Genomic DNA, 20643 nt, shown 5'->3' with positions numbered 1-20643 from the left:
CCTCTCAATTTAATATATAGGTTCTGTGAACAAAATTAAAATTAATCTATCTAATAATATAATATTTAAGCTTTAAATTCCATACGAAAATTTCACGACCATAAATTTTTCATTTTATTAAAAAAATTACTATCATTATCTTTATCGTTTCCCGATTCTTTTTTAAATTCTTCTAATAATTCTTTTTGTCTTTTGGTTAAATTTTTAGGTATCTCAATATGAATATGGGCAATCATATCGCCCCTAATAGTTGCTCTAATCTTAGACATTCCTTTGCCTCGAAGTCTTAGCTGATCACCGCTTTGCGTACCGGCAGGAATTTTTAAATTTACTTTTCCGCCTTCAATTACCGGCACTTCTATATCATCGCCAAGAGCAGCTTTTACAAAACTAATCGGTAGCTTACAATGTAAATTTACTCCCTCTATTTTATAAAGGTCATGAGGTTTTATGGCAATATCGACATATAAATCCCCGTTACTTCCTCCTCGAATTCCTGCTTCCCCCTCACCGGTATGCCTTATCCTCGTCCCGTTTTCCACGCCCGCAGGAATATTTACCGTTAAGTTCCTATGTTTAGCATAGCGCCCGTTACCACGACATTTTTTACATGGATTTTTTATAATTTGTCCGCTACCCTGGCAATGATTACAGGCCTGCTCTAAGGTAAAAAACCCTTGTTGCATACTTGTTACTCCATGACCGCCGCAAACACTGCAACTAGTCATTCCTTCATTAGTTTCAGAACCGGTACCATGGCATGAATCACATTTTACTTCACTAGAAAAACTAACATTTTTATCGACACCGTGAAAAGCTTCTTCTAAACTAATTGTTAAATTATATTTTAAATCCGATCCCCTAATTTTGCTTGAAGTAGAACGCGATCTTTTATTTCCGCCCATGAAATCACTAAAAAAATCACCGAATATGTCATTAATATCGGCATGAAATCCGCCGGCTTGACCTTGCCCATGACTTTGTGAACCGCCACCGCCTCTATTTTGAAAAGCATCATGCCCGAAACGATCATAAGCCGCTCTTTTTTGCTCATCTTTTAGAACATCATAAGCGGCGCTTATTTCTTTAAATTTTTTCTCGGCGTTTTTATCCTCGACCTTATTATTATCGGGATGATATTGCTTAGCTAGTGTATGGTAAGCTTTTTTTAGCTCTGCTTGAGTCGCGGACTTACTAACGCCAAGTATTTGATAGTAATCAGTTTGTGACATGATTTAAGAATAATTAATTGTATGTTTTTTTAATATCATTGATGCCATTCCCGTGAAGGCGGGGCATTGTTGCATGGCTCAATAAAGCAACAGTATGTCATTCTAGCTAAAGGCGGGAATCCAGAAAATTATAGTCATCCTGAATTTATTTCAGGATCAAATACAAAAAGATGCGCAAAACTTGTTCAGCATGACAAAGAAAAGTCTGGATTGCCGCGTCGATGTTAAAGCATCTCCTCGCAATGACGTTTGAGGCATCCACGTAACAAACTTACTTCTTCTCTATATCTTCAAAATTAGCGTCTACTACTTTTTCGTCATTGGTAGTTTCAGGCTCGGCAGTATTAGTATTTTCCGCTTGAGATTTATACATTGCTTCACCGACTTTCATACTACTAGCCGTTAACGCTTCCGTTTTTTCTTTAATCTGAGCTACATCTTCCGACTCTAAAACAGCTTTTAAACCTGTAATAGCTTCCTCTATTCCGGCTTTATCTTCAGCAGATACCTTATCACCGTAATCTTTAAGAGTCTTCTCGGTAGAATAAATTAGACTATCGGCGTTATTTTTAGCTTCAATTAACTCTTTTCGCTTTTTATCTTCTTCGGCATTTTTTTCGGCATCTTTAACCATCTGCTCAATCTCCGCTTCACTAAGTCCGCCCGATGCTTGGATAGTTACTTTTTGCTCCTTACCGCTAGCTTTATCTTTAGCGGAAACATGCACTATACCGTTAACGTCAATATCAAAAGTCACTTCTATTTGCGGCATGCCGCGCGGCGCAGGAGGTATACCTTCAAGATTAAATTGCCCAAGCAATTTATTACTGGCCGCCATTTCTCGCTCACCTTGGAACACCCGAATAGTTACCGCATGCTGATTATCGTCGGCGGTAGAGAATACTTGGCTCTTTTTGGTCGGAATTGTAGTATTACGATCGATTAACCTGGTAAATACGCCTCCAAGTGTTTCAATTCCGAGCGATAAAGGCGTAACGTCTAATAATAATATATCCGTTACTTCTTTATTTAATACTCCCCCTTGAATAGCAGCACCGAGTGCCACTACTTCATCAGGATTAACTCCCTTATGCGGTTCACGACCAAAAAACTCTTTAACTTTCTCGATCACTTTCGGCATTCTAGTCATACCGCCAACCAATACGACTTCCTGAATATCAGAGGCTTTTAAGCCGGCATCCTTTAACGCCTTACGGCAAGGCTCGATAGTATTATCAATTAAATCGGCTACTAACGCTTCTAATTTTGCTCTAGTAAATTTAATATTTAAATGTTTCGGACCGGTATTATCTGCCGTAATATAAGGCAAGTTAATATCGGTAGTTAAAGCGGTAGATAATTCTTTTTTAGCTTTTTCGGCAGCTTCTTTTAAACGTTGCAATGCGAGTGGATCGTTGCGTAAATCGACGCTACTTTCTTTTTTGAATTCATCTATTAAATAATTTAATATTCTAGTATCAAAATCTTCACCGCCAAGGAAAGTATCACCGTTAGTCGACTTAACTTCAAATACGCCGTCGCCTATCTCAAGTATTGATATATCAAATGTTCCTCCGCCAAGATCATAAACCGCAATGGTTTTACTAGCTGATTTATCGAAGCCGTAAGCAAGGGCCGCAGCCGTCGGCTCGTTAATTATCCGCAAAACTTCAAGACCGGCAATTTTACCGGCATCCTTTGTTGCCTGACGCTGCGCATCGTTGAAATAAGCAGGTACGGTAATTACCGCTTGCGTTACCTTCTCGCCTAGATAATTTTCGGCGGTTTCTTTCATTTTTTGCAAAATATAAGCACTAATCTGACTCGGCGAATATTTTTGTCCGTCTACTTCAACCCATGCATCGTTATTATCAGCTTTTACTATTTTATAAGGAACAATATCTTGATCCTTTTTAACCATCGGATCGGTAAAATTTCTTCCTATTAATCTTTTTACCGCAAAAACGGTATTTCTTGGATTAGTTACCGCTTGCCTTTTTGCCGACTGACCGACTAATTTTTCGCCGTTAGCAAAAGCTATGATAGACGGCGTAGTCCTCTCACCTTCGGAATTTTCTATTACTTTGGGTTCCTTACCCTCCATTACGGCAACACAAGAGTTTGTGGTTCCCAAATCAATACCTATTACTTTTCCCATAATTATCCTCTTTAAAATTTTATTCTTGCAGTATTTTCTTATTTGCGTTTATTATACATCTTTTATTATTGACCTTTTTGATATAATGCTAGGGTGATAATTTTACAAGAGGAATAAATGAAAAAAGTCTCAATTTTAATAAAAATTTTATTTATCATTAACTTATTTTTCGTAAATATTGTTAATGCGTCCGGCACTTCTAGCACTCTAGAACATACAAAAAAAGCCATAGTGACTATTGACAGTAGAATCGCCGTATCCGCCTATAAGGATATAGGTAGCTGGACCGGTACCGGTTTTGTAACCGATAAAGAAAACGGTTTTATCGTTACTAACGCGCATGTAATCGGTAGGGCTTCTATCGGCACTTATTTTGTTACCTTTCATAGCGGTCAGCAAGCCGAGGCAAAACTTATTTATTACGATAGCTGGCAGGATTATGCTATTTTAAAAGTAGCAAAATCAGACTTACCGGAATCGGTTGAACAAATAGTTTTTTCGGGGGAAGTACCTAAATTAAATCAAAGCGTTTTTGTGGTAGGTAATACCGAAGCGCAAGGTTTTTCCTTTCATAGCGGCTATTTATCCGATTTATATAGTATTGACGGCGAGATGCCGCAAGGCTCTTATATAATTAATCTTAATATTACCGGAGGTGCTAGCGGCTCTCCGGTGTTAAATGAAAAAAATGAAGCTATCGGCATAATATACGGCGGCGGACAAACTTACGCATTCGCTCTTCACTCGGATTATGTGCAACGTAGTTTAGAGAGCCTTAAGAATAATAAAATTCCAAATAGGAACCATATCGGTATTATTACCGAATTATATTCTTTAAATAAAGCAGTAAGGCATCGTAATTTTCCGCAAGCGGAAATGGATATATATTTAAAAAAATTTCCCGATGCACGAAATAGAGTAGTGATTGTAAAAACTATTATACCGGCCTCTCCTGCTGAAAAATTTCTTAAACCTGGGGATATTATTTGGAAAATTAACAATATAGAACTCGGCGGCAATCTTACTATATTTGATAAAGAAATGGATAATAGTAAAAACACTAATGTTAAACTGACAATTTACCGAGAAGGGAAAAAAATAGAACAAACTATAGATTTATATAATATCAATAATAACAAAATAGAGCAGCTTGTTAATTTCGGCGGTGCAGTCTTTTTTGAAGCCGACGATTATTTTAGCAGCAAATCAGGTGTACCTCAAGCTCTGACGATAGCAACCGTTCAATCAGGCAGTAGCTTTAGTAGTATCCCTGCTTATTTTACTCAAGATTATAAAAATTTATATAGAACTCATATCTATGAGATAGAAAATCATAAGTTAGATAATGTTAAGGATTTAATAAAATATATGCCTGATATTACTAAAGAAAAATTTATAACTATCCGATTTAGAAATTATCAACCTTATTATTCTTCTTTCGGTCATAGTTTAATTTCTTCACATGATGATATGATAGCCGATATAGTCCTCGACTCTATCGACACTAAACCTTATATATTAAAATATAATAACATCTCTAACGAATGGAGTACGGAGGATATAGAGTTAAGGGATTAAAATTTATTCTATGTCATTCTAGTTCAAATGGAGTGTTGTTGCATTGTCTCAATCTTATCTCGTCATTGCGAGGAGGCCATTTATGCCGACGTGGCAATCTAGTTCTTGTCATGCTGAACTTGTTTCAGCATCTCTTAATAGTAGATCCTGAAATAAATTCAGGATGACTATTTTTTTCTAGATTGCCGCACTCCTTGCAGTCGCTCGCAATGACGATATCTATCTTTAGTTAGCAAAATGCCACTAAACAGATAGATATGGAGATTGTCCTTTAAGCTTTTTCATTCGCTCTTCGTAATTTATTGAAGAAGTATATTGTTCCCATTTTTTATCACCCTCTAGATACTTAAATTCAATAGCCGGTTCAATATCTTCTTGTGTTATAAAATTTATATTTAATGATTCTAGATATTGAAGAGCTTCTGTTGCTACTGAAAAATCATCACCATTTTCTAAGTCTAACACTTTTAAAATGTCACAATCATATAAGTAATTAGCCGTTTCATAAATTTCTTCAGTAGTTATCTTATTTTGCTGCCAAGCTCTTAATAAGCTTACTAAGTATTCTCGAGTAACTACCACTAGGTTATTTCTATATACTATATTGGTCATATTTTTTCCTTATTATCTGCGTGATTAAATAATAATTGAAAAATTATGTTGAAACAAGTTTAACATGAATATGATTTTTTTCGGATTAGATCAGCGTAGGAAGAGGTTGTTGTGTGGATAGGTTAAACCTGCTCTATGTCATTCCTGCGAAAGCAGGAATCCAGACCTTTCTTGTCATGCTGAATTATTTTTTACTAATTTATTTTTCTTTTAAATAATTTATAAACTTCTGCATCATTTCTTTTTCCTATTATAAAAATATAAAATATTTCTTTATTTTTTTGATAAATTATCCGAAATTCTCCTACATCTACTCGATGATACTGTTCTTCAGAGCCTTTTAAAAGTTTACTATCGTGCGGATGATCTACAGCGTCATTCACAAAGCTTGATACAAGCGAATTTTTTGGAACTCGTCTGTGCTCACGTACTTTTGTACGCTGTGCAGACTCGTCCTCAAATTCATCTTGTCTGAAACTTTGTGAATTTAGCTGTATTACCTCGCTTAGTTCTTTAATCTTAATTGCTATTTGCCTTGATTGTTTCGGGTTTAGTTTTTCTATAAATTTTTGTGAATCTTTTGATATTATTAGAGTCATAATTTACTGCTCTAACATTTTAGTTAAAAAATTTGCACTTTCTTTTTCTGAAAGAAAACCTTTTTTGCTAGCATTTTTTGCTTGCGTTATCCAATACATATCTTCAAGTTGATTAAATTTTTCATATTCTTCATGAGAGATAAGAACTGCAGCAGGTTTACCATACTTATTTATAATTACCGGTCCTTTCATTGCATCATTCATTAATTCTCCAAAATTATTTTGTGCTATTTTACTACTAATATTTTTTTCCATATTATTTACCTAATGATTTATAGTTATGATCACTATAACATATATAATAGTTATTATCAATATAATAGCTATTACTGCTATCTTAATTTATTTCACTAAGAAATAACAAACAAACCCACGAAGATAACAAAAAGCAATCCTTGAAAGCAAAATAATATATCACTATAATAGACTTAAATTAATATAGGCAGCGCAATCGTGACTAATAATAAAGATTATCCTAATTTAATACCGGTAAATATCGAAGACGAGATGAAAGCGTCTTATCTTGATTATGCAATGAGCGTTATAGTAAGCAGGGCAATACCGGATGTGCGGGACGGACTGAAACCCGTACACCGCCGTATAATTTACTCAATGTACGAAGCCGGTAATCACGCCGGCAAACCTTATCGCAAATCGGCAAGAATAGTCGGTGACACAATGGGTAAATATCATCCGCACGGCGATAGTGCTATTTATGATTCATTAGTTCGTATGGCGCAGGATTTTTCGTTGCGTCTACCGCTCGTTGACGGTCAAGGTAATTTCGGTTCAATAGACGGCGACGCCGCGGCGGCAATGAGATATACCGAATCGCGCCTTGCCAAGGTTGCCCATAAATTAATAGAAGATATCGACAAAGAAACTGTAGGCTTCGTTCCCAATTATGACGGTTCCGAAGAAGAGCCGTTAGTCTTACCTTCAATATTCCCTAATTTACTAGTTAACGGTAGCGGTGGCATTGCTGTCGGTATGGCGACCAATATCCCTCCCCATAATCTCGGTGAAGTTATTGATGCTTGTTGTTTATATGTCGATAATAACGATATAGATATTTTGGACCTTCTAGAAGTAGTAAAAGGTCCTGATTTCCCGACCGGCTCAATGATTTTAGGCACGCACGGTATCAAATCGGCATATTTAACAGGGCGTGGAAGTATCATAACAAGAGGACGGGCGCGAATTGATGATCTTTCAAATAATAGACAAGCTATTATTATTACCGAAATTCCTTATATGGTCAATAAAGCCAAATTGGTAGAGAAAATTGCCGAAATGGTTAAGGAAAAGCGTATTGAAGGTATTAGTGATTTACGTGATGAATCAAATAAAAACGGTATAAAAATATATATCGAGCTAAAAAAAGACGTGGTAGCGGAAATAGTATTAAATCAAATATATGCCTGTACTCAACTCCAAACAAGCTTTGGCGTGATTATGCTTGCCCTGAAAGACGGGTTACCGAAAGTTATGAATTTAAAAGAGGTGATCAGCGCTTTTGTTCATTTTCGGGAAGTAGTAATTACTAATCGCACGATATATTTACTTAATAAAGCCAGAGATAGAGCGCATATATTACTCGGACTCACTATCGCAGTTAGTAATATCGACGAAATTATCCGTATAATTAAATCGGCCCGTGATCCAAATAGTGCGAAACAAGAATTAATGGCAAGAAATTGGGACGCTCAAAGTATTTTACCGCTCGTGAAGCTAGTTGACGATAAAGCTATGATAGATGACCAAGGAAGATGTTATTTTACCGAAGCTCAAACTAAGGCTATCTTAGAAATGAGATTGCAACGTTTAACAGCTATGGAAAAAAATAAGTTAGAAGAATATCTTAAAAATCTTGCTACCGAAGTTAGTGAATATCTTAATATCCTTGAATCACGAGATAGACTTTTAGAAATTTTAAAAGATGAATTAATTAAGGTTAAAGAAGAATTTGCTACCCCTCGCCTCACCTCGATTGAATTCGGTGATTTCGATCAGGATATGGAAGATTTAATTCAGCGTGAAGAAATGGTAGTAACCGTAACGCTTGGTGGTTATATAAAACGTGTTCCTCTAACGAGCTATCGAGCGCAAAAACGCGGCGGCAAAGGTAGGTCGGGTCTATCAATGAGGGATGAAGATATTACCACTCAAATATTTGTCGGTAGTACTCATACGCCGATGCTGTTCTTTTCCAATATCGGGCAAGTTTATAGCTTAAAGCTTTATAAATTACCGCTAAGCAATCCGCAAGGGAAAGGTAGACCGATTGTTAATATTTTACCTTTAAAAGATAAAGAATATATTACTAATATTATGCCGCTGCCGGAAAATCAAGATGAGTGGGATAATTTAAATATTATGTTTGCAACTTCTTTAGGGAATATTAGAAGAAGTGATTTAGTGGATTTCAAACTTATCCAAGCAAACGGCAAAATCGCCATCAGGCTTGACGATAATGACAAATTAGTGGACGTAAAAGTTTGCAAAGAAGAAGAACATATTTTACTTGCCACAAAAGCCGGTAAAGCTTTAAGATTTCCGGTTGAATCTTTACGTATTATTAAAAGCCGTACCTCTGACGGCGTCCGAGGAATGAGACTAGCAAAAGATGACTCGGTAATTTCTATGACCGTGCTTAAAGGCGTTTCTTGTACTATGGAAGAGCGCGAAGCTTATTTATCAATCCCGACGGAGCGAAGGCTCGCAATTGCTAAGGGAGAAGCATTTTCACCGGAAGAATTCGGCTCAACGCTCAGCTCAGAGATGATTTTACAAATGGCAATTTCAGAAGAATTTATTATGACCGTTAGCGAAAACGGTTTCGGTAAAAGAAGCTCGGCTTACGGCTATAGAATTACTAATCGCGGCGGCAGCGGCATTGTCAATATGGATATATCCGACAAAACCGGTCTTGTGGTCGGCGTAATGCCCGTTGCTATGGATGATGAATTAATGTTAATTACTAATAGCGGTAAGTTAATTCGTTGTAAACTCGAATCGGTGCGTATAACAGGGCGTAATACCGGCGGGGTAATTTTGTTTAAAACCGAAGAAAATGAAAAAGTCGTATCCGTATCATTAATTGCCGAAAATTCTGATGACGAAGAGGAAAGTGAAATTGAAGAGGAAGCTAAAGAAATATAATAGTATTTTATAAATGTTCCGGCAAAAAACCGCCTATTTGTGCAGCCCACAAGGTTTTATACAGTCCATTATTCATTAAAAGTGCATTATGCGTACCGTCTTCGATAATTTTCCCTTTATCAAAAACCAAAATGCGACTCATATGCAAAAGAGTCGATAAACGATGGCGTTGTTGCATGACTCAAATTTTCGATGTCATTCCCGCGAAAGCGGGGCGTTGTTGCATGGCTCGAATTTTCGATGTTATTCCCGTAAAAACGGGAATCCAGCCTTACTTATGTCATGCTGAACTTGTTTCAGCATCTAATTACCCAAATATCCTGAAATAAATTCAGGATGACTTAAAAGTATTTTTTCTAGATTCCCGTTTTCAAGCGTTGTTGCATGGCTCGAAAATTAATAAAAATCCGTCATGGCGAAGCCACGAAGTGGCTGTGGCCATCTAGGCTATCCCGAATATAATTAGGGATTTAATTAGAATACTAAACAAGTTTAGTATAAAAATATGTTTATACTTAGATGGCCACGGCGCCAAGAGGCGCCTCGCCATGACGATTCCGGTAGCCATGCAACAACGCCCGCAGGCGGGAATCCAGAAAATGTTTAAGCAAATTGTGTGGTAAATTTTTGTGTAGTTTTGTTTATTTTGGGTATTTTTTCTGGATTCCCGCCTGCGCGGGAATGACATACGGCACTTTTTTAGAGCCACGGAACAAAGCCGCGACCAAGGGGAGTGCGGCAATCCAGAAAATAATAAGTTTCATAGCATTTTTTGCTATTTTTTCCTAGATTGCCACGTCGATGCTACGCATATCCTCGCAATGACGGGGTAAGATCGAGCCATGCAACAACGCCCCGCCTTCACGGGAATGACATCGAAAATTCGAGCCATGCAACAAAGCTCACCGTAGCTAGAAATAACATTATGGATGCTTGCAAAAATGCAAGCCTTTAAGAAAACAACTTACCCATACCTTGGCGCATGAGGCTTTTAGGATTCATATTACTTGCTTTTTTCATCATATCGCTTATTTGCTTGAACTGCTTTAATAGTATATTGACTTTTTGAACAGTCGTACCTGCTCCTTGCGCGATACGTTTCCGACGTGAAGCATTAAGTATATCGGGGGTTTTTCTTTCTTTCGGGGTCATAGATAAGATAATAGCCACTTGCTGCTCAATTAACTTACCGCTTAATTTAGATTGATCAATTTGATCCATAATTTTACCGGCACCCGGTAGCATATTAACGATACCGCTAAAACCGCCGAGTTTTTTAATACTTCGCATTTGCTGGAGATAATCATTTAAATCAAATTTACCCTTTTTCATCCTAGCAGCTATTTTTTCTGCCTCTTCCCTATCTACTATATTTGCTGCTTTTTCGACAAAAGAGAGTATATCCCCCATATCTAATATTCTTGAAGCTATGCGCTCAGCATCAAATTCTTCTAAATCGGTTAATTTCTCGCCGCTACTTAAGAATTTTATCGGCTTTTTGGTAATATATTTTACGCTTAAGGCAGCTCCACCTTTAGAATCGCCGTCAATTCTTGATAAAATTAGCCCCGAAATTTCTAATTTTTGATTAAAACTACTAGCCGTTACTACTGCATCTTGTCCCGTCATACTATCAATTACTAATAATGTTTCTGCCGGCTTTACTAGCTCTTTTATAGCCAAAGCCTCTTCCATCATTTCGTTATCAATCTGTAACCTACCGGCCGTGTCGTATATCACAACGTCATAAGCTGATATTTTTGATTCCACAAGCGCCCGTTTGACAATATCAAGCGGCTTCTCGGTTGATATAATAGGGAGCGAATCAACTTCTATCGATTTTGCAAGTATTGCTAATTGTTCCTGCGCCGCCGGACGATAAATATCAAGCGATACTAGCAGAACTTTTTTATTTTGATTTTTAAGCCGTAAGGCGAGTTTTGCGCTAGCGGTAGTTTTACCGCTTCCTTGTAAGCCCACCGCTAAGATATTTACCGGCGGTTTTGAATTTAATTGTAACTTTGCTTCATTTGAGTCCGATGCAAGAAGATTTATCATTTCTTCATGAATGATTTTAATTATCATCTGCCCCGGTGAAACGGATTTGATAACCTCCTGCCCTAAAGCTTTCTGTTTTACTTCCGCTATAAAATCTTTAACTACCGGTAATGCTACATCAGATTCAAGAAGAGCAACTCTTATATCTCTCATAGCATCGTCTATTTGAATTTCCGATAAAGTACCGGAACTTCTAATATGATCAAAAATTTTTGTTAAATTTTGTGTTAATGTTTTAAACATATAATTAAAATTATTCTGTGAGATTATTAAGGCAACCCACACCTAAAGTGAAAAGTCAATCGTGTATAATTAGTATAATATAGTTAGGGTCTAATATATTCACACCCCTATTATTTAGCAACAATATATAATATTTTATTTTTAAGTATTTTTAGTTATACAATCTTTTTGATACAGAATACAACTAGTAATTATGTTATTATTTTAGAAAATAACTTAATTTTCTTGATTATTTTTATTATTTTGCTAATATGCAAACCGTTAATGATGTTTAAACTCCATTATTGCAAAATAATCTATTAAATTTCAACCACAATAACAAAAAACTATTGTTTTTAGGATTAAGTTCAATATTTATTACTTCTTTCTAATTAATTTAATAGATTATTTAATAATATTACAAATGGAGTTAAAAATGACCGATAAAAATAAAGTTGATACAAGTTATTATGATACAATAATAGAGTCAAAGAATTTAAGTAGAATGAATGAAGTAGTAAAATATTGCGATGAAAAATTAAAACTTAATCCTTATGATATCGTTGCATTATATCGCAAATCCGAAGCATTAGAAGCTTTTGGAAAAATAGAAGACGCAATAGAGATATTAAAAAAAGCTCTTATTGCCGTTACTAAATTAAGTAAAGAAAATGAAAAAGGATATAATAATTAAAAATTCTACGTTTTTGCTTTTTAAAATTTTTATATGAGTTGATACTATGCGTGCTTATGAGGTTGTTAGCTTAAAACAATACTTGATAAATTGTTAATAATTTAGTATAATGTTAGCGATTATTTAGGAAGATAAGTTAAGAAATAAAAGTGAGAAGATTATGTTAGATTATGACCTTGAATCAGTAGGACCTAAAATTACTAAAATAAAACCTTCTATGGAATCTGAATTAGAAAAATTTTCTGATGACAAAGCAAAAATTGAGTACGTACAGGATAGACTATTTGAATGCATAAAAAGCGATGACATTATTACTGCTATTGCAATAATTAATTGTGCTATCGGAATTACAGGAATTTCAGCTAAAGAGTTTGATTTGCATTGTATAGAAAAAAAAGCATATAACGATAATCACGGTGATTTTGCTTTAAGTTTTATAGGTTGTTGTGAAGCTTTGCATTATCTTGATGAACAATAAATAATTTTTAATATTAATATAAAGAATGAAAAAAAATATTTATATAGATAGCTCGGACGAAGAAAGAGAAAAGAATGTAATAAAACATGTTACGAAAATAAATTATAATAATTATTTATTAACTAACATATTAAATATTAAATCCTTAATAAAGAAAATAAGCCGGCTGATAAAGATTATATTCAGTTATTTAATTTTGTATTTAATAAAAAAATTCATCTTCCGGAAATATTTACTTTAAAGAAAAATATTACAATAGTTACTGCAAGAGAAATGTTACTTAAGGTACTAAGAGCTTCTAATATTGATTTAATATCATTATACAAAAATCCGATAAATATTGATTTAGAAGCTGGCACCCCTGGAGAAATTATTGCTTGTTCTAAAATAGTTAATAGAAATAATAAAAACAAAATAAAACATTTAACTATAGAAGAAACAAGTAATTATAGTTCTTCTAGTATTTATAATATATCTACCTTAAAATTAAAAACTCTTACCGACAGCCATGTAATACATTATAATACCGGTAATGTTCAAACTGAAATATTTGGTTTCGGTAAATATAAAGAGATATTACAAAAGATACCTGAAGATGCTTTCCATAAGGAAGCTATGGTAAAGCGTATTTTTGAGATTATTCAAAATAAAAAAATTAATAGCGAGATAGAAATAACACGAAACTTAAATAATTTTGCCGAACAATTAGCTCATTTATTATTTATTGTAGAGATGCAAAGAAATAATGCCACATTATTTACCGCGCCGATGTTCCTTGAACTTATTGCTCAAGATGAAAAATATTTAAAATATGAGAAGTTTTTTCCCATGTCGGCAAAAACTGCTGTTGCTCAAGCAAGGGGAGTAGCTAAAGATAATGGTGAGAAATTACCTAACACTCATAATATGGATTACGACATAACTAACGTAAAAAAGAGTAATTTATTACTTAAAAGAGAAGGAGATATTTTCATCGAATGGTTAAGTGAGGTGATAGGTAATAATAAACTAAATTGTATAGCTCAAATATTTGATAGGATAGCTTTAATAAAAATTATCAAGAAAAAAGAAATACAGAATATAAGTATTAAAGAACTTCAAGATTTTTTAGACGATATAAATAAGATAGAAAATTGCCCTCATAATTTATTAACTGCGCTAAAGGAAAGCTTAAATAATTTAATACCTAATTTTGGAAAAAGACCGGACCAGTATTTAAATCTTGCTAAAGAGAATCTTCTCAAAAAAAATATATTTACGGAAGATATTAAAGACCTAATAGAAGTAACATATTGTATATTTCAAGAAACATTAACTAAGCTTGAGGATTTTTTACTACAAGCGCAAATAAAATTAGCCGCCGATATTGAGAAGGTTTTACCGGAAATTCTTGCTGTGTTATGCGAGAAAATAAAAGAATGGTATAATATTGAAGTGCCTGAATATATTACCGCTAACCAGCTTCCTAAAGATGTTACGGATAATAAAGCTCTTAAAGATATTACTACTAGTATCTATAATAATAAATCTTTAAAAATTTCATTTCTTAATCCTAACTTTAATAAAAAAAGAGAGAGAAATGAAAACACTGAAAATGATAGTAATAAAAAAATACTAACTGAAAAAAGCATAGATAATTTTTTTAATATAATGGAGGAACTACCGGTAATAGGTGAAGATTCAAGTTATAGTCTTTAATTTTTTACTTCAATTTTTCTAAAATCAGTGGTGATTGTATAATCTTTTTCCGGTCCTAGAATTTGATAATTTAATATAAAGGAATCTGATTCAAGAAAAGTATAAGTAGCTTCATATCGATCTTGATTACATACATGAATACCGGTTGCCTGTAATAAAAGTGAATGAGCAGTAAAGTTTAGTTGATAAAATAAATTATTATTTTCTTTGGAAATAAAATATTTTGTAATTTTATTATCTTCAAATATATATTGATATTCTTTAACGGCGGCTATTTTATAGTCTATAGTATGATAATTAATTTCTAACTCTTCCTTATATAATAAACTATCAGTGTCATTTTTTAAAAAATATGCCACTCCTTCACCGATGCCGTATTTACCGATAATCCTTTTAATAAAGTATTTTCCTGGAAGTTGTGAAAATATTTTTTTTGTTATTTCACTTTCTAACATTAGTTTAATTATTTTTCAAAAATTGCGTTAATATCATTTCTAGCTACGCCGGGCGTTGTGCATGGATACCGGAATCGTCATTGCGAGCGACCAAAGGCGTTGTTGCGTGGCTCGAAATCCTTATAAAAAAAACCCGTCATTGCGAGGAGGGACGTAGTCTAGAGCGGCAATCCAGGAAAAAATAGCAAAAATTACTATATTTCGGGTATTTTTTAAAAGTACCGCGGTGTCATCTAGTTGTTTGACCACGGCATCCAGTCTTTTACTAAGATTTTTTCTGGATACCGTGGGAGGGGCCTCGGTATGACAAGTTTTAAGCAATTTTAACCATCCACGCAACAAGGCCTTGCGAGGAGCCGCGGGGCCTTGCTGCAATCCTGATTAATATTTATGCTAAACTTGCCATCTTATAAACTTTTTGGCATTCTAATTAAATCCCTCATTACATTCGGGATAGCCTGGATTGCCACAGCCACTCCGTGGCTTCGCAATGACGGGTTTTTTGTATTAATTTCCGAGCCACGCAACAACGCCCGCAGGCGGGAATCCAGACTTTTCTTTGTCATGCTGAACTTGTTTCAGCATCTATTGCAAAATATCCTGAAATAAATTCAGGATGACTTAAAAAGTATTTTTCTAGATTCCCGCTTTTAGCTAGAATGACATACGGCACTTTTTTAGAGCCGGGCAACAACGCCATGCCTATACGGGAATGACATCGAAAGCATTTAATCTTGCTAAACTATTTTCTTTACCCAAAATCTCAGCCATTTCAAATATTCCAGGGGAGGCAGTCATGCCGGCCATTAAAGCCCTAACCGGCTGCATCAGCTCATTAAGCTTTAAGCCGTTATGCTTTGCTATTTCTTTAAACTTACTTTGCAACGAATCTTTGTTAAAATGCTCAAGCTCTTCTAAAGCCGTTATTACCTGATTAATTAAATCACGATTGCACCCCTTTATTATTACTTTTGCTTCTTCCGAATAATTAATAGGTGTATTAACCAAATAAATTTTAGCAAGATTTGCAAGGTCGATTAAAGTTTCGCTTCTAACCGTTAAGCTTGGCAAAGCTTGCTTGATATAATTTATTTCTTGTAGGTTAACTATATGATTTTGTTGTAAAATCTCTATAATCATTGAAATTAAAGTATCATCATCAAGCTCTCGTAAATAATGCGCATTGATATTATTCATCTTGACGAAATCAAGCTTAGAAGGTGACTTGCCAAGCCCCTCAAGGTCAAACCATTCTATAGCTTGGTTTAGGTTAATAATCTCATCATCTCCATGCCCCCAACCGAGCCTTAATAAATAATTACATAAAGCACTCGGTAAGTAGCCCATTTCTTTATAAGCTTCAACGCCAAGCGCACCGTGCCTTTTAGATAATTTAGCTCCATCGGCGCCGTGGATCAAAGGTATATGGGTCATGGAAGGAATTTGCCACGTAAGAGCTTGATAAATGGCAATTTGCCTAGCAGCATTGGTTAAATGATCGTCACCCCTGATAATATGAGTGATGCCCATATCATGATCATCCACCACCACCGCTAGCATATAGGTAGCGCTACCATCGGCGCGGAGCAACACCATATCGTCAATATGGGAGTTTTCAATTACTACCTCCCCTTGCAAGGTATCATGGATCGTGGTACTACCTTCTCTACTAGCTTTAAGCCGTATTACCGGTTTTTTGTCACTTGGGTAAGTAGAAGGATTGCTATCACGCCAAGGACTATTAAAAATAAAATGCTGTTTATTCTCTATGGCTAGTTTCCGCTGCCGCTCTATTTCTTCTTGCGCTGTAAAACAATAATAAGCTTTCCCTTCTTTTAATAATTTTAAAGCGGCTTCCTTATATAGTTCATTGCGTTTTGATTGAAATATAACTTCACCGTCCCAATTTAAGCCAAGCCACTTAAGCCCTGAAAATATAGCCGTAACTGCTTCTGCTGTTGATCTTTCTCTGTCGGTGTCCTCAATGCGCAGAAAAAATTTCCCGCCATTATGCCGAGCAAATAAATAGTTAAATAAAGCCGTCCTTGCCGATCCAATATGCAAAAAACCCGTAGGAGACGGCGCAAATCTAGTAATTATATTTTTGTTCATAAAGTTTAGTTAGCTTTATCAAATTTTAAATATCCTGAAGCGTATTTATGTAAAACGCTGGAAATCAAGGTTTGATAAGGCATCCCCTCTTGAGCTGCAATCCTTTTAATGTGATTTAAGTCATGTCCTGGAAGCCTAATATTAATCCTTGCAGTTTTTTTAGAAAAATTAACTGCGGCAACTTTGGCTATATTTTTTTGTCTTTTTAATTCATCCTCAGACAAATGCAAAAGTTTATTATTCTCAAAATAGTCTAATATTCCTTTTTCTTCTTCAGATAATTTATATTTTTTCATTTTGTTCCCTACTATCTTTAATTTTTAAATAATTTTTAGTAGCTTTCCTGCTTGGTATAATGGTTTTTAAAAAAATCTCTTTCCCATTAATGATACAAGGCACTAAATAGCAATATCCATCCACCTCTATAATATAAATTTTTTGGTTTGGGTATTTGCTCTGATTCGGACGATCTATTATATCTAATATGCAATTTTCTTCTATCAAAGCAATTATTTGTTCAAAACTTATACCTCTTTCTTTTAATAAGGTAATATTTTTTTCAGGATTAAATGCAAAGTAAAATTCTATTTTCATATTTAGATTATCATGTTCTGTCTGCCTTTTGTCAACAAAACTTTATTTTTACTATTTTTTACTTATCATATTTTATTAAATATGCAAAGTAATTCACGTCTATATCATCGCTTAATTGCCACTTATTGTTAGCGATGTCAAATACTAAACCTTTTAGTTCTTCTATACTTATGTTATTACCCTTTAATATTTCATAAATCTCCGACGGTTTTAGAAACTTATTATAATCATGAGTATTTTTCGGAACCCAGCTTAATATATATTCCGCTGCTATTATCGCTAGTAAATAAGCTTTTTTAGTGCGGTTAATCGTTGAAATTATCGCCATACCGCCCGGCTTTACTAATTTTGTCAGATTTAGCATAAAAGCCGGGACATTATCAATATGCTCTATAACTTCCAAGCAAATTATTACGTCATATAATTTAGTATTAGGCAATTCCTCTATCGTCGATTTTAGGTAATTTATCGTTAAATTATTTTTTCTAGCATAATCGTTAGCCGTATTAATATTACCTTCTAACGCATCAATAGCGGTAACGTTAAAACCTAGCTTACTCAGCGGCGCACTAACCAATCCGCCACCACAACCGACATCAAGAATGTCTAACTTCGAGAAAGATAAAGCAGGATTTTTAATATTGTAATGTGATGTTATTTTATCTATTATATAATCCAAGCGAATAGGAGTTATTTGGTGCAAAATACCGAATTCTCCGTCTTCATTCCACCATTCATGCGAAATTTTAGCAAATTTCTCTAATTCCTTTTTATCAATCGAAGACATAATAGGCATTTTTTTATTAGTATTAACAGATTAAAGGTTTATTAGCGTCCCATTATCTGCTATTTTTTATCCTTTGTCATATATAATTTAAAATGATTCCGATAATACTTGCCTTAATTTTAATTAGCCTAATTTTTGCACCGCTTGGCTGTATTGCTTTATGGAAGAAATACGTTTATTTCGGTGACGGTCTTGCTCATGCTAGTTTTCTTGCCGCAAGTATCAGTATTATCGCTAACTTTCCGTTAATATATTCAGGAATAATCGTTGCCGGCTTTTTTGCGATTTTTGTTTTTATTTTTAAAAATTATTCCGGAAGAAATGCCGTTATAAGCTTAATATCAAGTTTTATGCTATCTCTGGCATTAATTATAAATTATCTTAGCTCTAGCCAGAATAATATTACTAACTTATTATTCGGCGATATTTTATTAGTAGATTTCGGCGATTTGATTTTATTATCGATGATGCTGATGCTAATAATATGTTTTATAGGATATTTTTATAATCAAATTATCCTGATTATAATTAATAGAGATATTGCGGTAATAAAAGGGATCAAAGTTAAAACTATTGAATTAATATTTTTGCTTCTTCTCTCATTATCGGTATTTTCTACTATTAAAATAGTCGGGGCATTAATGGTGACGGCTATTTTATTAATTCCCCCTATGACGGCAAGATTTATTTCCCGCACTCCGCTGCAAATGATTATCCTCTCAATTATCATCTCGATATTTATAAATTTTTGCGGATTCATCGCTTCTTTTTATCTCGATATACCTCTTACGCCGGTAATTATTATAATAGGTACGTTTATTTACGGTATATTTTATGTTGGGAATGTATATAAGCGGAGGTGAATTGAAACGGTGAGGTTGTGGGGATAGATTAAAGCGTGTTCTATGTCATTCTAGTTCAAACGGGAATCCAGAAAAATTATAGTCATCCTGAATTTATTTCAGGATCTTTTAATAGATGCGGCAAACTTGTTCAGCATGACAAAGAAAAGTCTGGATTCCCGTTTTCACGGGAATGACATAGATTCTTCTCGCAATAGCGAAATTCTTTACAAACTTTCAAACATTTGCTTACGAGCAACTTTTCTTATTCTTCTTGCAGCTTCTTGACCTTTGCGAACACGCTTTGCTGAGCGAGTTTCATAATAACGCTGTTCTTTCATTTTACGAAAAATAAGCTCTCTTTGTGACTTTTTTTTCAAAGTTTTTAGAGTGTTATCACAATTGCCGGCGTGAACATTTACTAATATCACTAAAATTACTCTCCTTAAATAATTGTATATATCGTTGAACAATATTCGTATTATCTATATACTAGACTTATGTGTCAAGCCTAAATAAATATAGGTATCCTAATATGAATATTACTCAAGAATACTATACCAAAAAGATACGATTTATGCAATCGTTATTAACTTTATTACCTTTTAATGAGTGGAATAATAAATTGCTTGCGGAAGCTGAAGAGCAATGCAGGTTTGCTAGTGCGTATAATACGCTACTTTTCCCCGACGGTTTACAAGAAGTGATAGACTTCTTTGAAGCCCGGCAAGATGATAAAATGCTAATGCAGTTAGCAGCAGTTGAAGCTCCAAAAAAAATAAGAGAAAAACTATCCTTAGCTTTAAAAATTAGAATTAAGGATTGTGCTTTGCCGATTATTCATAGTAAAAATGCCGCTTATTTTGCAATGCACCCTGCACAAGGCATACAATTTGCTTTTCGCACTTGTGATATAATTTGGCGTTATGCGGGAGATAAATCACTTGACTATAATTACTATACTAAAAGAGGATTGCTATTTACCGTTTACCTGCCCGCAATTTTATATTATATCCAAGATGAATCAGAGAATTATATTGAAACGGATAAGTTTATTGATGAGTCCCTGGAAAATATAATAAATGGTTTTACACATTTTAAGAATTTGTGTAAATTAGCCGAACCTTCAAATATACCGATTATTAGGTTGTTTGTATGATTTTGTGTCATACCGTGGCTTGACCACGGTATCCAGTCTTTTTATTAAGTTTTTTTCTGGATACCGTGGTCAAGCCCACTACTGTACGAACGTTTAAATAAAGAGGTAAAAATTCTGTCATTCCGTGGCTACGACCACGGAATCCAGCTTATAATATCATAAAAAGATTCTAAAATAAGTCTAATATGGCTTTATTTTCCTGG

26 protein-coding genes and 1 pseudogene are annotated in these 20643 nt (G+C 34.4%); 10 read left to right on the top strand and 17 right to left on the bottom strand.

The window, feature by feature from the left end; genetic code table 11:
- Positions 1-92 precede the first annotated feature (92 nt).
- Complete coding sequence (gene dnaJ, locus AAHM91_RS03345) at positions 93-1232, bottom strand: molecular chaperone DnaJ (protein WP_342269870.1); 1140 nt, start codon at positions 1230-1232, stop codon at positions 93-95.
- A gap of 69 nt (positions 1233-1301) precedes the next feature.
- Between dnaJ and AAHM91_RS03340 the strand changes: the two genes are divergently transcribed.
- Entirely contained in the window at positions 1302-1460 is a 159-nt protein-coding gene (locus tag AAHM91_RS03340; RefSeq protein ID WP_341792766.1) for a hypothetical protein, read from the top strand.
- A 43-nt stretch (positions 1461-1503) separates the two neighbouring features.
- On the opposite strand, the gene dnaK is transcribed toward AAHM91_RS03340, so the two are convergent.
- Positions 1504-3390 (bottom strand): molecular chaperone DnaK, encoded by a 1887-nt coding sequence (dnaK, locus tag AAHM91_RS03335; RefSeq protein WP_253307540.1) that lies wholly within the window; start codon positions 3388-3390, stop codon positions 1504-1506.
- Between the two features lie 117 nt (positions 3391-3507).
- On the opposite strand from dnaK, the gene AAHM91_RS03330 reads away from it, so the two are divergent.
- Entirely contained in the window at positions 3508-4968 is a 1461-nt protein-coding gene (locus AAHM91_RS03330; RefSeq protein WP_342269869.1) for a S1C family serine protease, read from the top strand.
- A gap of 243 nt (positions 4969-5211) precedes the next feature.
- Here the strand turns inward: AAHM91_RS03330 and AAHM91_RS03325 are convergent, their stop codons facing one another.
- The 3 genes from AAHM91_RS03325 to AAHM91_RS03315 all read right to left on the bottom strand — a co-directional run bounded on the left by AAHM91_RS03325 (position 5212) and on the right by AAHM91_RS03315 (position 6434).
- Positions 5212-5580: a hypothetical protein gene (locus tag AAHM91_RS03325; RefSeq protein ID WP_342269868.1), complete on the bottom strand. Its 369-nt coding sequence runs from the start codon at positions 5578-5580 to the stop codon at positions 5212-5214.
- A gap of 194 nt (positions 5581-5774) precedes the next feature.
- On the bottom strand, positions 5775-6179 hold the full coding sequence (locus AAHM91_RS10930) for a palindromic element RPE3 domain-containing protein (RefSeq protein ID WP_410526158.1): 405 nt from the start codon (positions 6177-6179) through the stop codon (positions 5775-5777).
- Positions 6180-6182: 3 nt separating this feature from the next.
- On the bottom strand, positions 6183-6434 hold the full coding sequence (locus AAHM91_RS03315) for a type II toxin-antitoxin system Phd/YefM family antitoxin (RefSeq protein WP_253307536.1): 252 nt from the start codon (positions 6432-6434) through the stop codon (positions 6183-6185).
- Between the two features lie 198 nt (positions 6435-6632).
- Here AAHM91_RS03315 and gyrA point away from each other — a divergent pair, with 198 nt between their 5' ends.
- Positions 6633-9341: a DNA topoisomerase (ATP-hydrolyzing) subunit A gene (gyrA, locus tag AAHM91_RS03310; protein WP_342269867.1), complete on the top strand. Its 2709-nt coding sequence runs from the start codon at positions 6633-6635 to the stop codon at positions 9339-9341.
- Between the two features lie 7 nt (positions 9342-9348).
- Here the strand turns inward: gyrA and AAHM91_RS03305 are convergent.
- Positions 9349-9507 (bottom strand): annotated as a pseudogene (locus tag AAHM91_RS03305) (ABC transporter ATP-binding protein); the annotation flags it as partial.
- Positions 9508-9517: 10 nt separating this feature from the next.
- On the opposite strand from AAHM91_RS03305, the gene AAHM91_RS03300 reads away from it, so the two are divergent.
- A complete protein-coding gene (locus tag AAHM91_RS03300) occupies positions 9518-9670 on the top strand; it encodes a hypothetical protein (protein ID WP_342269866.1) in 153 nt (50 codons plus the stop codon).
- A gap of 312 nt (positions 9671-9982) precedes the next feature.
- Here the strand turns inward: AAHM91_RS03300 and AAHM91_RS03295 are convergent, their stop codons facing one another.
- Together AAHM91_RS03295 and ffh are read right to left on the bottom strand one after the other, a co-directional pair.
- Positions 9983-10105, bottom strand: a complete 123-nt coding sequence (locus AAHM91_RS03295; RefSeq protein WP_342269865.1) for a hypothetical protein — start codon at positions 10103-10105, stop codon at positions 9983-9985.
- 187 nt (positions 10106-10292) lie between these two features.
- Positions 10293-11642, bottom strand: a complete 1350-nt coding sequence (ffh, locus tag AAHM91_RS03290; RefSeq protein WP_342269864.1) for a signal recognition particle protein — start codon at positions 11640-11642, stop codon at positions 10293-10295.
- 415 nt (positions 11643-12057) lie between these two features.
- Between ffh and AAHM91_RS03285 the strand changes: the two genes are divergently transcribed.
- From AAHM91_RS03285 to AAHM91_RS03275, 3 genes are all read left to right on the top strand, one after another.
- The gene (locus tag AAHM91_RS03285; protein ID WP_342269863.1) at positions 12058-12315 is read left to right on the top strand and encodes a hypothetical protein; all 258 of its coding nucleotides are present in this window, start codon (positions 12058-12060) and stop codon (positions 12313-12315) included.
- 160 nt (positions 12316-12475) lie between these two features.
- A complete protein-coding gene (locus tag AAHM91_RS03280; RefSeq protein ID WP_342269862.1) occupies positions 12476-12793 on the top strand; it encodes a hypothetical protein in 318 nt (105 codons plus the stop codon).
- A 273-nt stretch (positions 12794-13066) separates the two neighbouring features.
- Complete coding sequence (locus tag AAHM91_RS03275; RefSeq protein ID WP_342269861.1) at positions 13067-14491, top strand: hypothetical protein; 1425 nt, start codon at positions 13067-13069, stop codon at positions 14489-14491.
- Here AAHM91_RS03275 and AAHM91_RS03270 read toward each other — a convergent pair.
- The 8 genes from AAHM91_RS03270 to ubiG all read right to left on the bottom strand — a co-directional run bounded on the left by AAHM91_RS03270 (position 14488) and on the right by ubiG (position 18439).
- Positions 14488-14946: a DUF6314 family protein gene (locus AAHM91_RS03270; protein WP_342269860.1), complete on the bottom strand. Its 459-nt coding sequence runs from the start codon at positions 14944-14946 to the stop codon at positions 14488-14490. The genes AAHM91_RS03275 and AAHM91_RS03270 overlap by 4 nt on opposite strands.
- A 120-nt stretch (positions 14947-15066) precedes the next feature.
- Positions 15067-15321: a hypothetical protein gene (locus AAHM91_RS03265; protein ID WP_342269859.1), complete on the bottom strand. Its 255-nt coding sequence runs from the start codon at positions 15319-15321 to the stop codon at positions 15067-15069.
- 32 nt (positions 15322-15353) lie between these two features.
- The gene (locus AAHM91_RS03260; RefSeq protein WP_342269858.1) at positions 15354-15512 is read right to left on the bottom strand and encodes a hypothetical protein; all 159 of its coding nucleotides are present in this window, start codon (positions 15510-15512) and stop codon (positions 15354-15356) included.
- A complete protein-coding gene (locus tag AAHM91_RS03255) occupies positions 15509-15637 on the bottom strand; it encodes a hypothetical protein (RefSeq protein ID WP_342269857.1) in 129 nt (42 codons plus the stop codon). Before AAHM91_RS03255 ends, AAHM91_RS03260 begins: the two co-directional genes overlap by 4 nt.
- 11 nt (positions 15638-15648) lie before the next feature.
- Positions 15649-17058 carry a glutamate--tRNA ligase gene (gene gltX, locus AAHM91_RS03250; protein WP_342269856.1) on the bottom strand — a complete coding sequence of 470 codons (1410 nt, stop codon included), beginning with the start codon at positions 17056-17058 and terminating at the stop codon, positions 15649-15651.
- A 5-nt stretch (positions 17059-17063) separates the two neighbouring features.
- The gene (locus tag AAHM91_RS03245) at positions 17064-17354 is read right to left on the bottom strand and encodes a CopG family antitoxin (RefSeq protein WP_253307528.1); all 291 of its coding nucleotides are present in this window, start codon (positions 17352-17354) and stop codon (positions 17064-17066) included.
- On the bottom strand, positions 17341-17652 hold the full coding sequence (locus tag AAHM91_RS03240; RefSeq protein ID WP_342269855.1) for a BrnT family toxin: 312 nt from the start codon (positions 17650-17652) through the stop codon (positions 17341-17343). The genes AAHM91_RS03245 and AAHM91_RS03240 overlap by 14 nt, the downstream gene beginning before the upstream one ends.
- A 58-nt stretch (positions 17653-17710) precedes the next feature.
- A complete protein-coding gene (gene ubiG / locus AAHM91_RS03235) occupies positions 17711-18439 on the bottom strand; it encodes a bifunctional 2-polyprenyl-6-hydroxyphenol methylase/3-demethylubiquinol 3-O-methyltransferase UbiG (protein ID WP_342269854.1) in 729 nt (242 codons plus the stop codon).
- A gap of 92 nt (positions 18440-18531) precedes the next feature.
- On the opposite strand from ubiG, the gene AAHM91_RS03230 reads away from it, so the two are divergent.
- Positions 18532-19302: a metal ABC transporter permease gene (locus AAHM91_RS03230; RefSeq protein ID WP_253307526.1), complete on the top strand. Its 771-nt coding sequence runs from the start codon at positions 18532-18534 to the stop codon at positions 19300-19302.
- 35 nt (positions 19303-19337) lie between these two features.
- Positions 19338-19478 (top strand): hypothetical protein, encoded by a 141-nt coding sequence (locus AAHM91_RS03225; RefSeq protein WP_342269853.1) that lies wholly within the window; start codon positions 19338-19340, stop codon positions 19476-19478.
- Between the two features lie 30 nt (positions 19479-19508).
- Here the strand turns inward: AAHM91_RS03225 and rpsU are convergent, their stop codons facing one another.
- Positions 19509-19712, bottom strand: a complete 204-nt coding sequence (rpsU, locus tag AAHM91_RS03220) for a 30S ribosomal protein S21 (protein WP_253307525.1) — start codon at positions 19710-19712, stop codon at positions 19509-19511.
- A gap of 104 nt (positions 19713-19816) precedes the next feature.
- Between rpsU and AAHM91_RS03215 the strand changes: the two genes are divergently transcribed.
- Entirely contained in the window at positions 19817-20440 is a 624-nt protein-coding gene (locus AAHM91_RS03215; RefSeq protein ID WP_342269852.1) for a COQ9 family protein, read from the top strand.
- Positions 20441-20643 lie beyond the last annotated feature (203 nt).

It is taken from the genome of Rickettsia endosymbiont of Orchestes rusci, assembly GCF_964030945.1.
Classification (GTDB): Bacteria; Pseudomonadota; Alphaproteobacteria; order Rickettsiales; family Rickettsiaceae; genus Rickettsia.
Note: the sequence above shows the minus strand (reverse complement) of the source record. Positions and strands in the feature narration are given on the sequence as shown.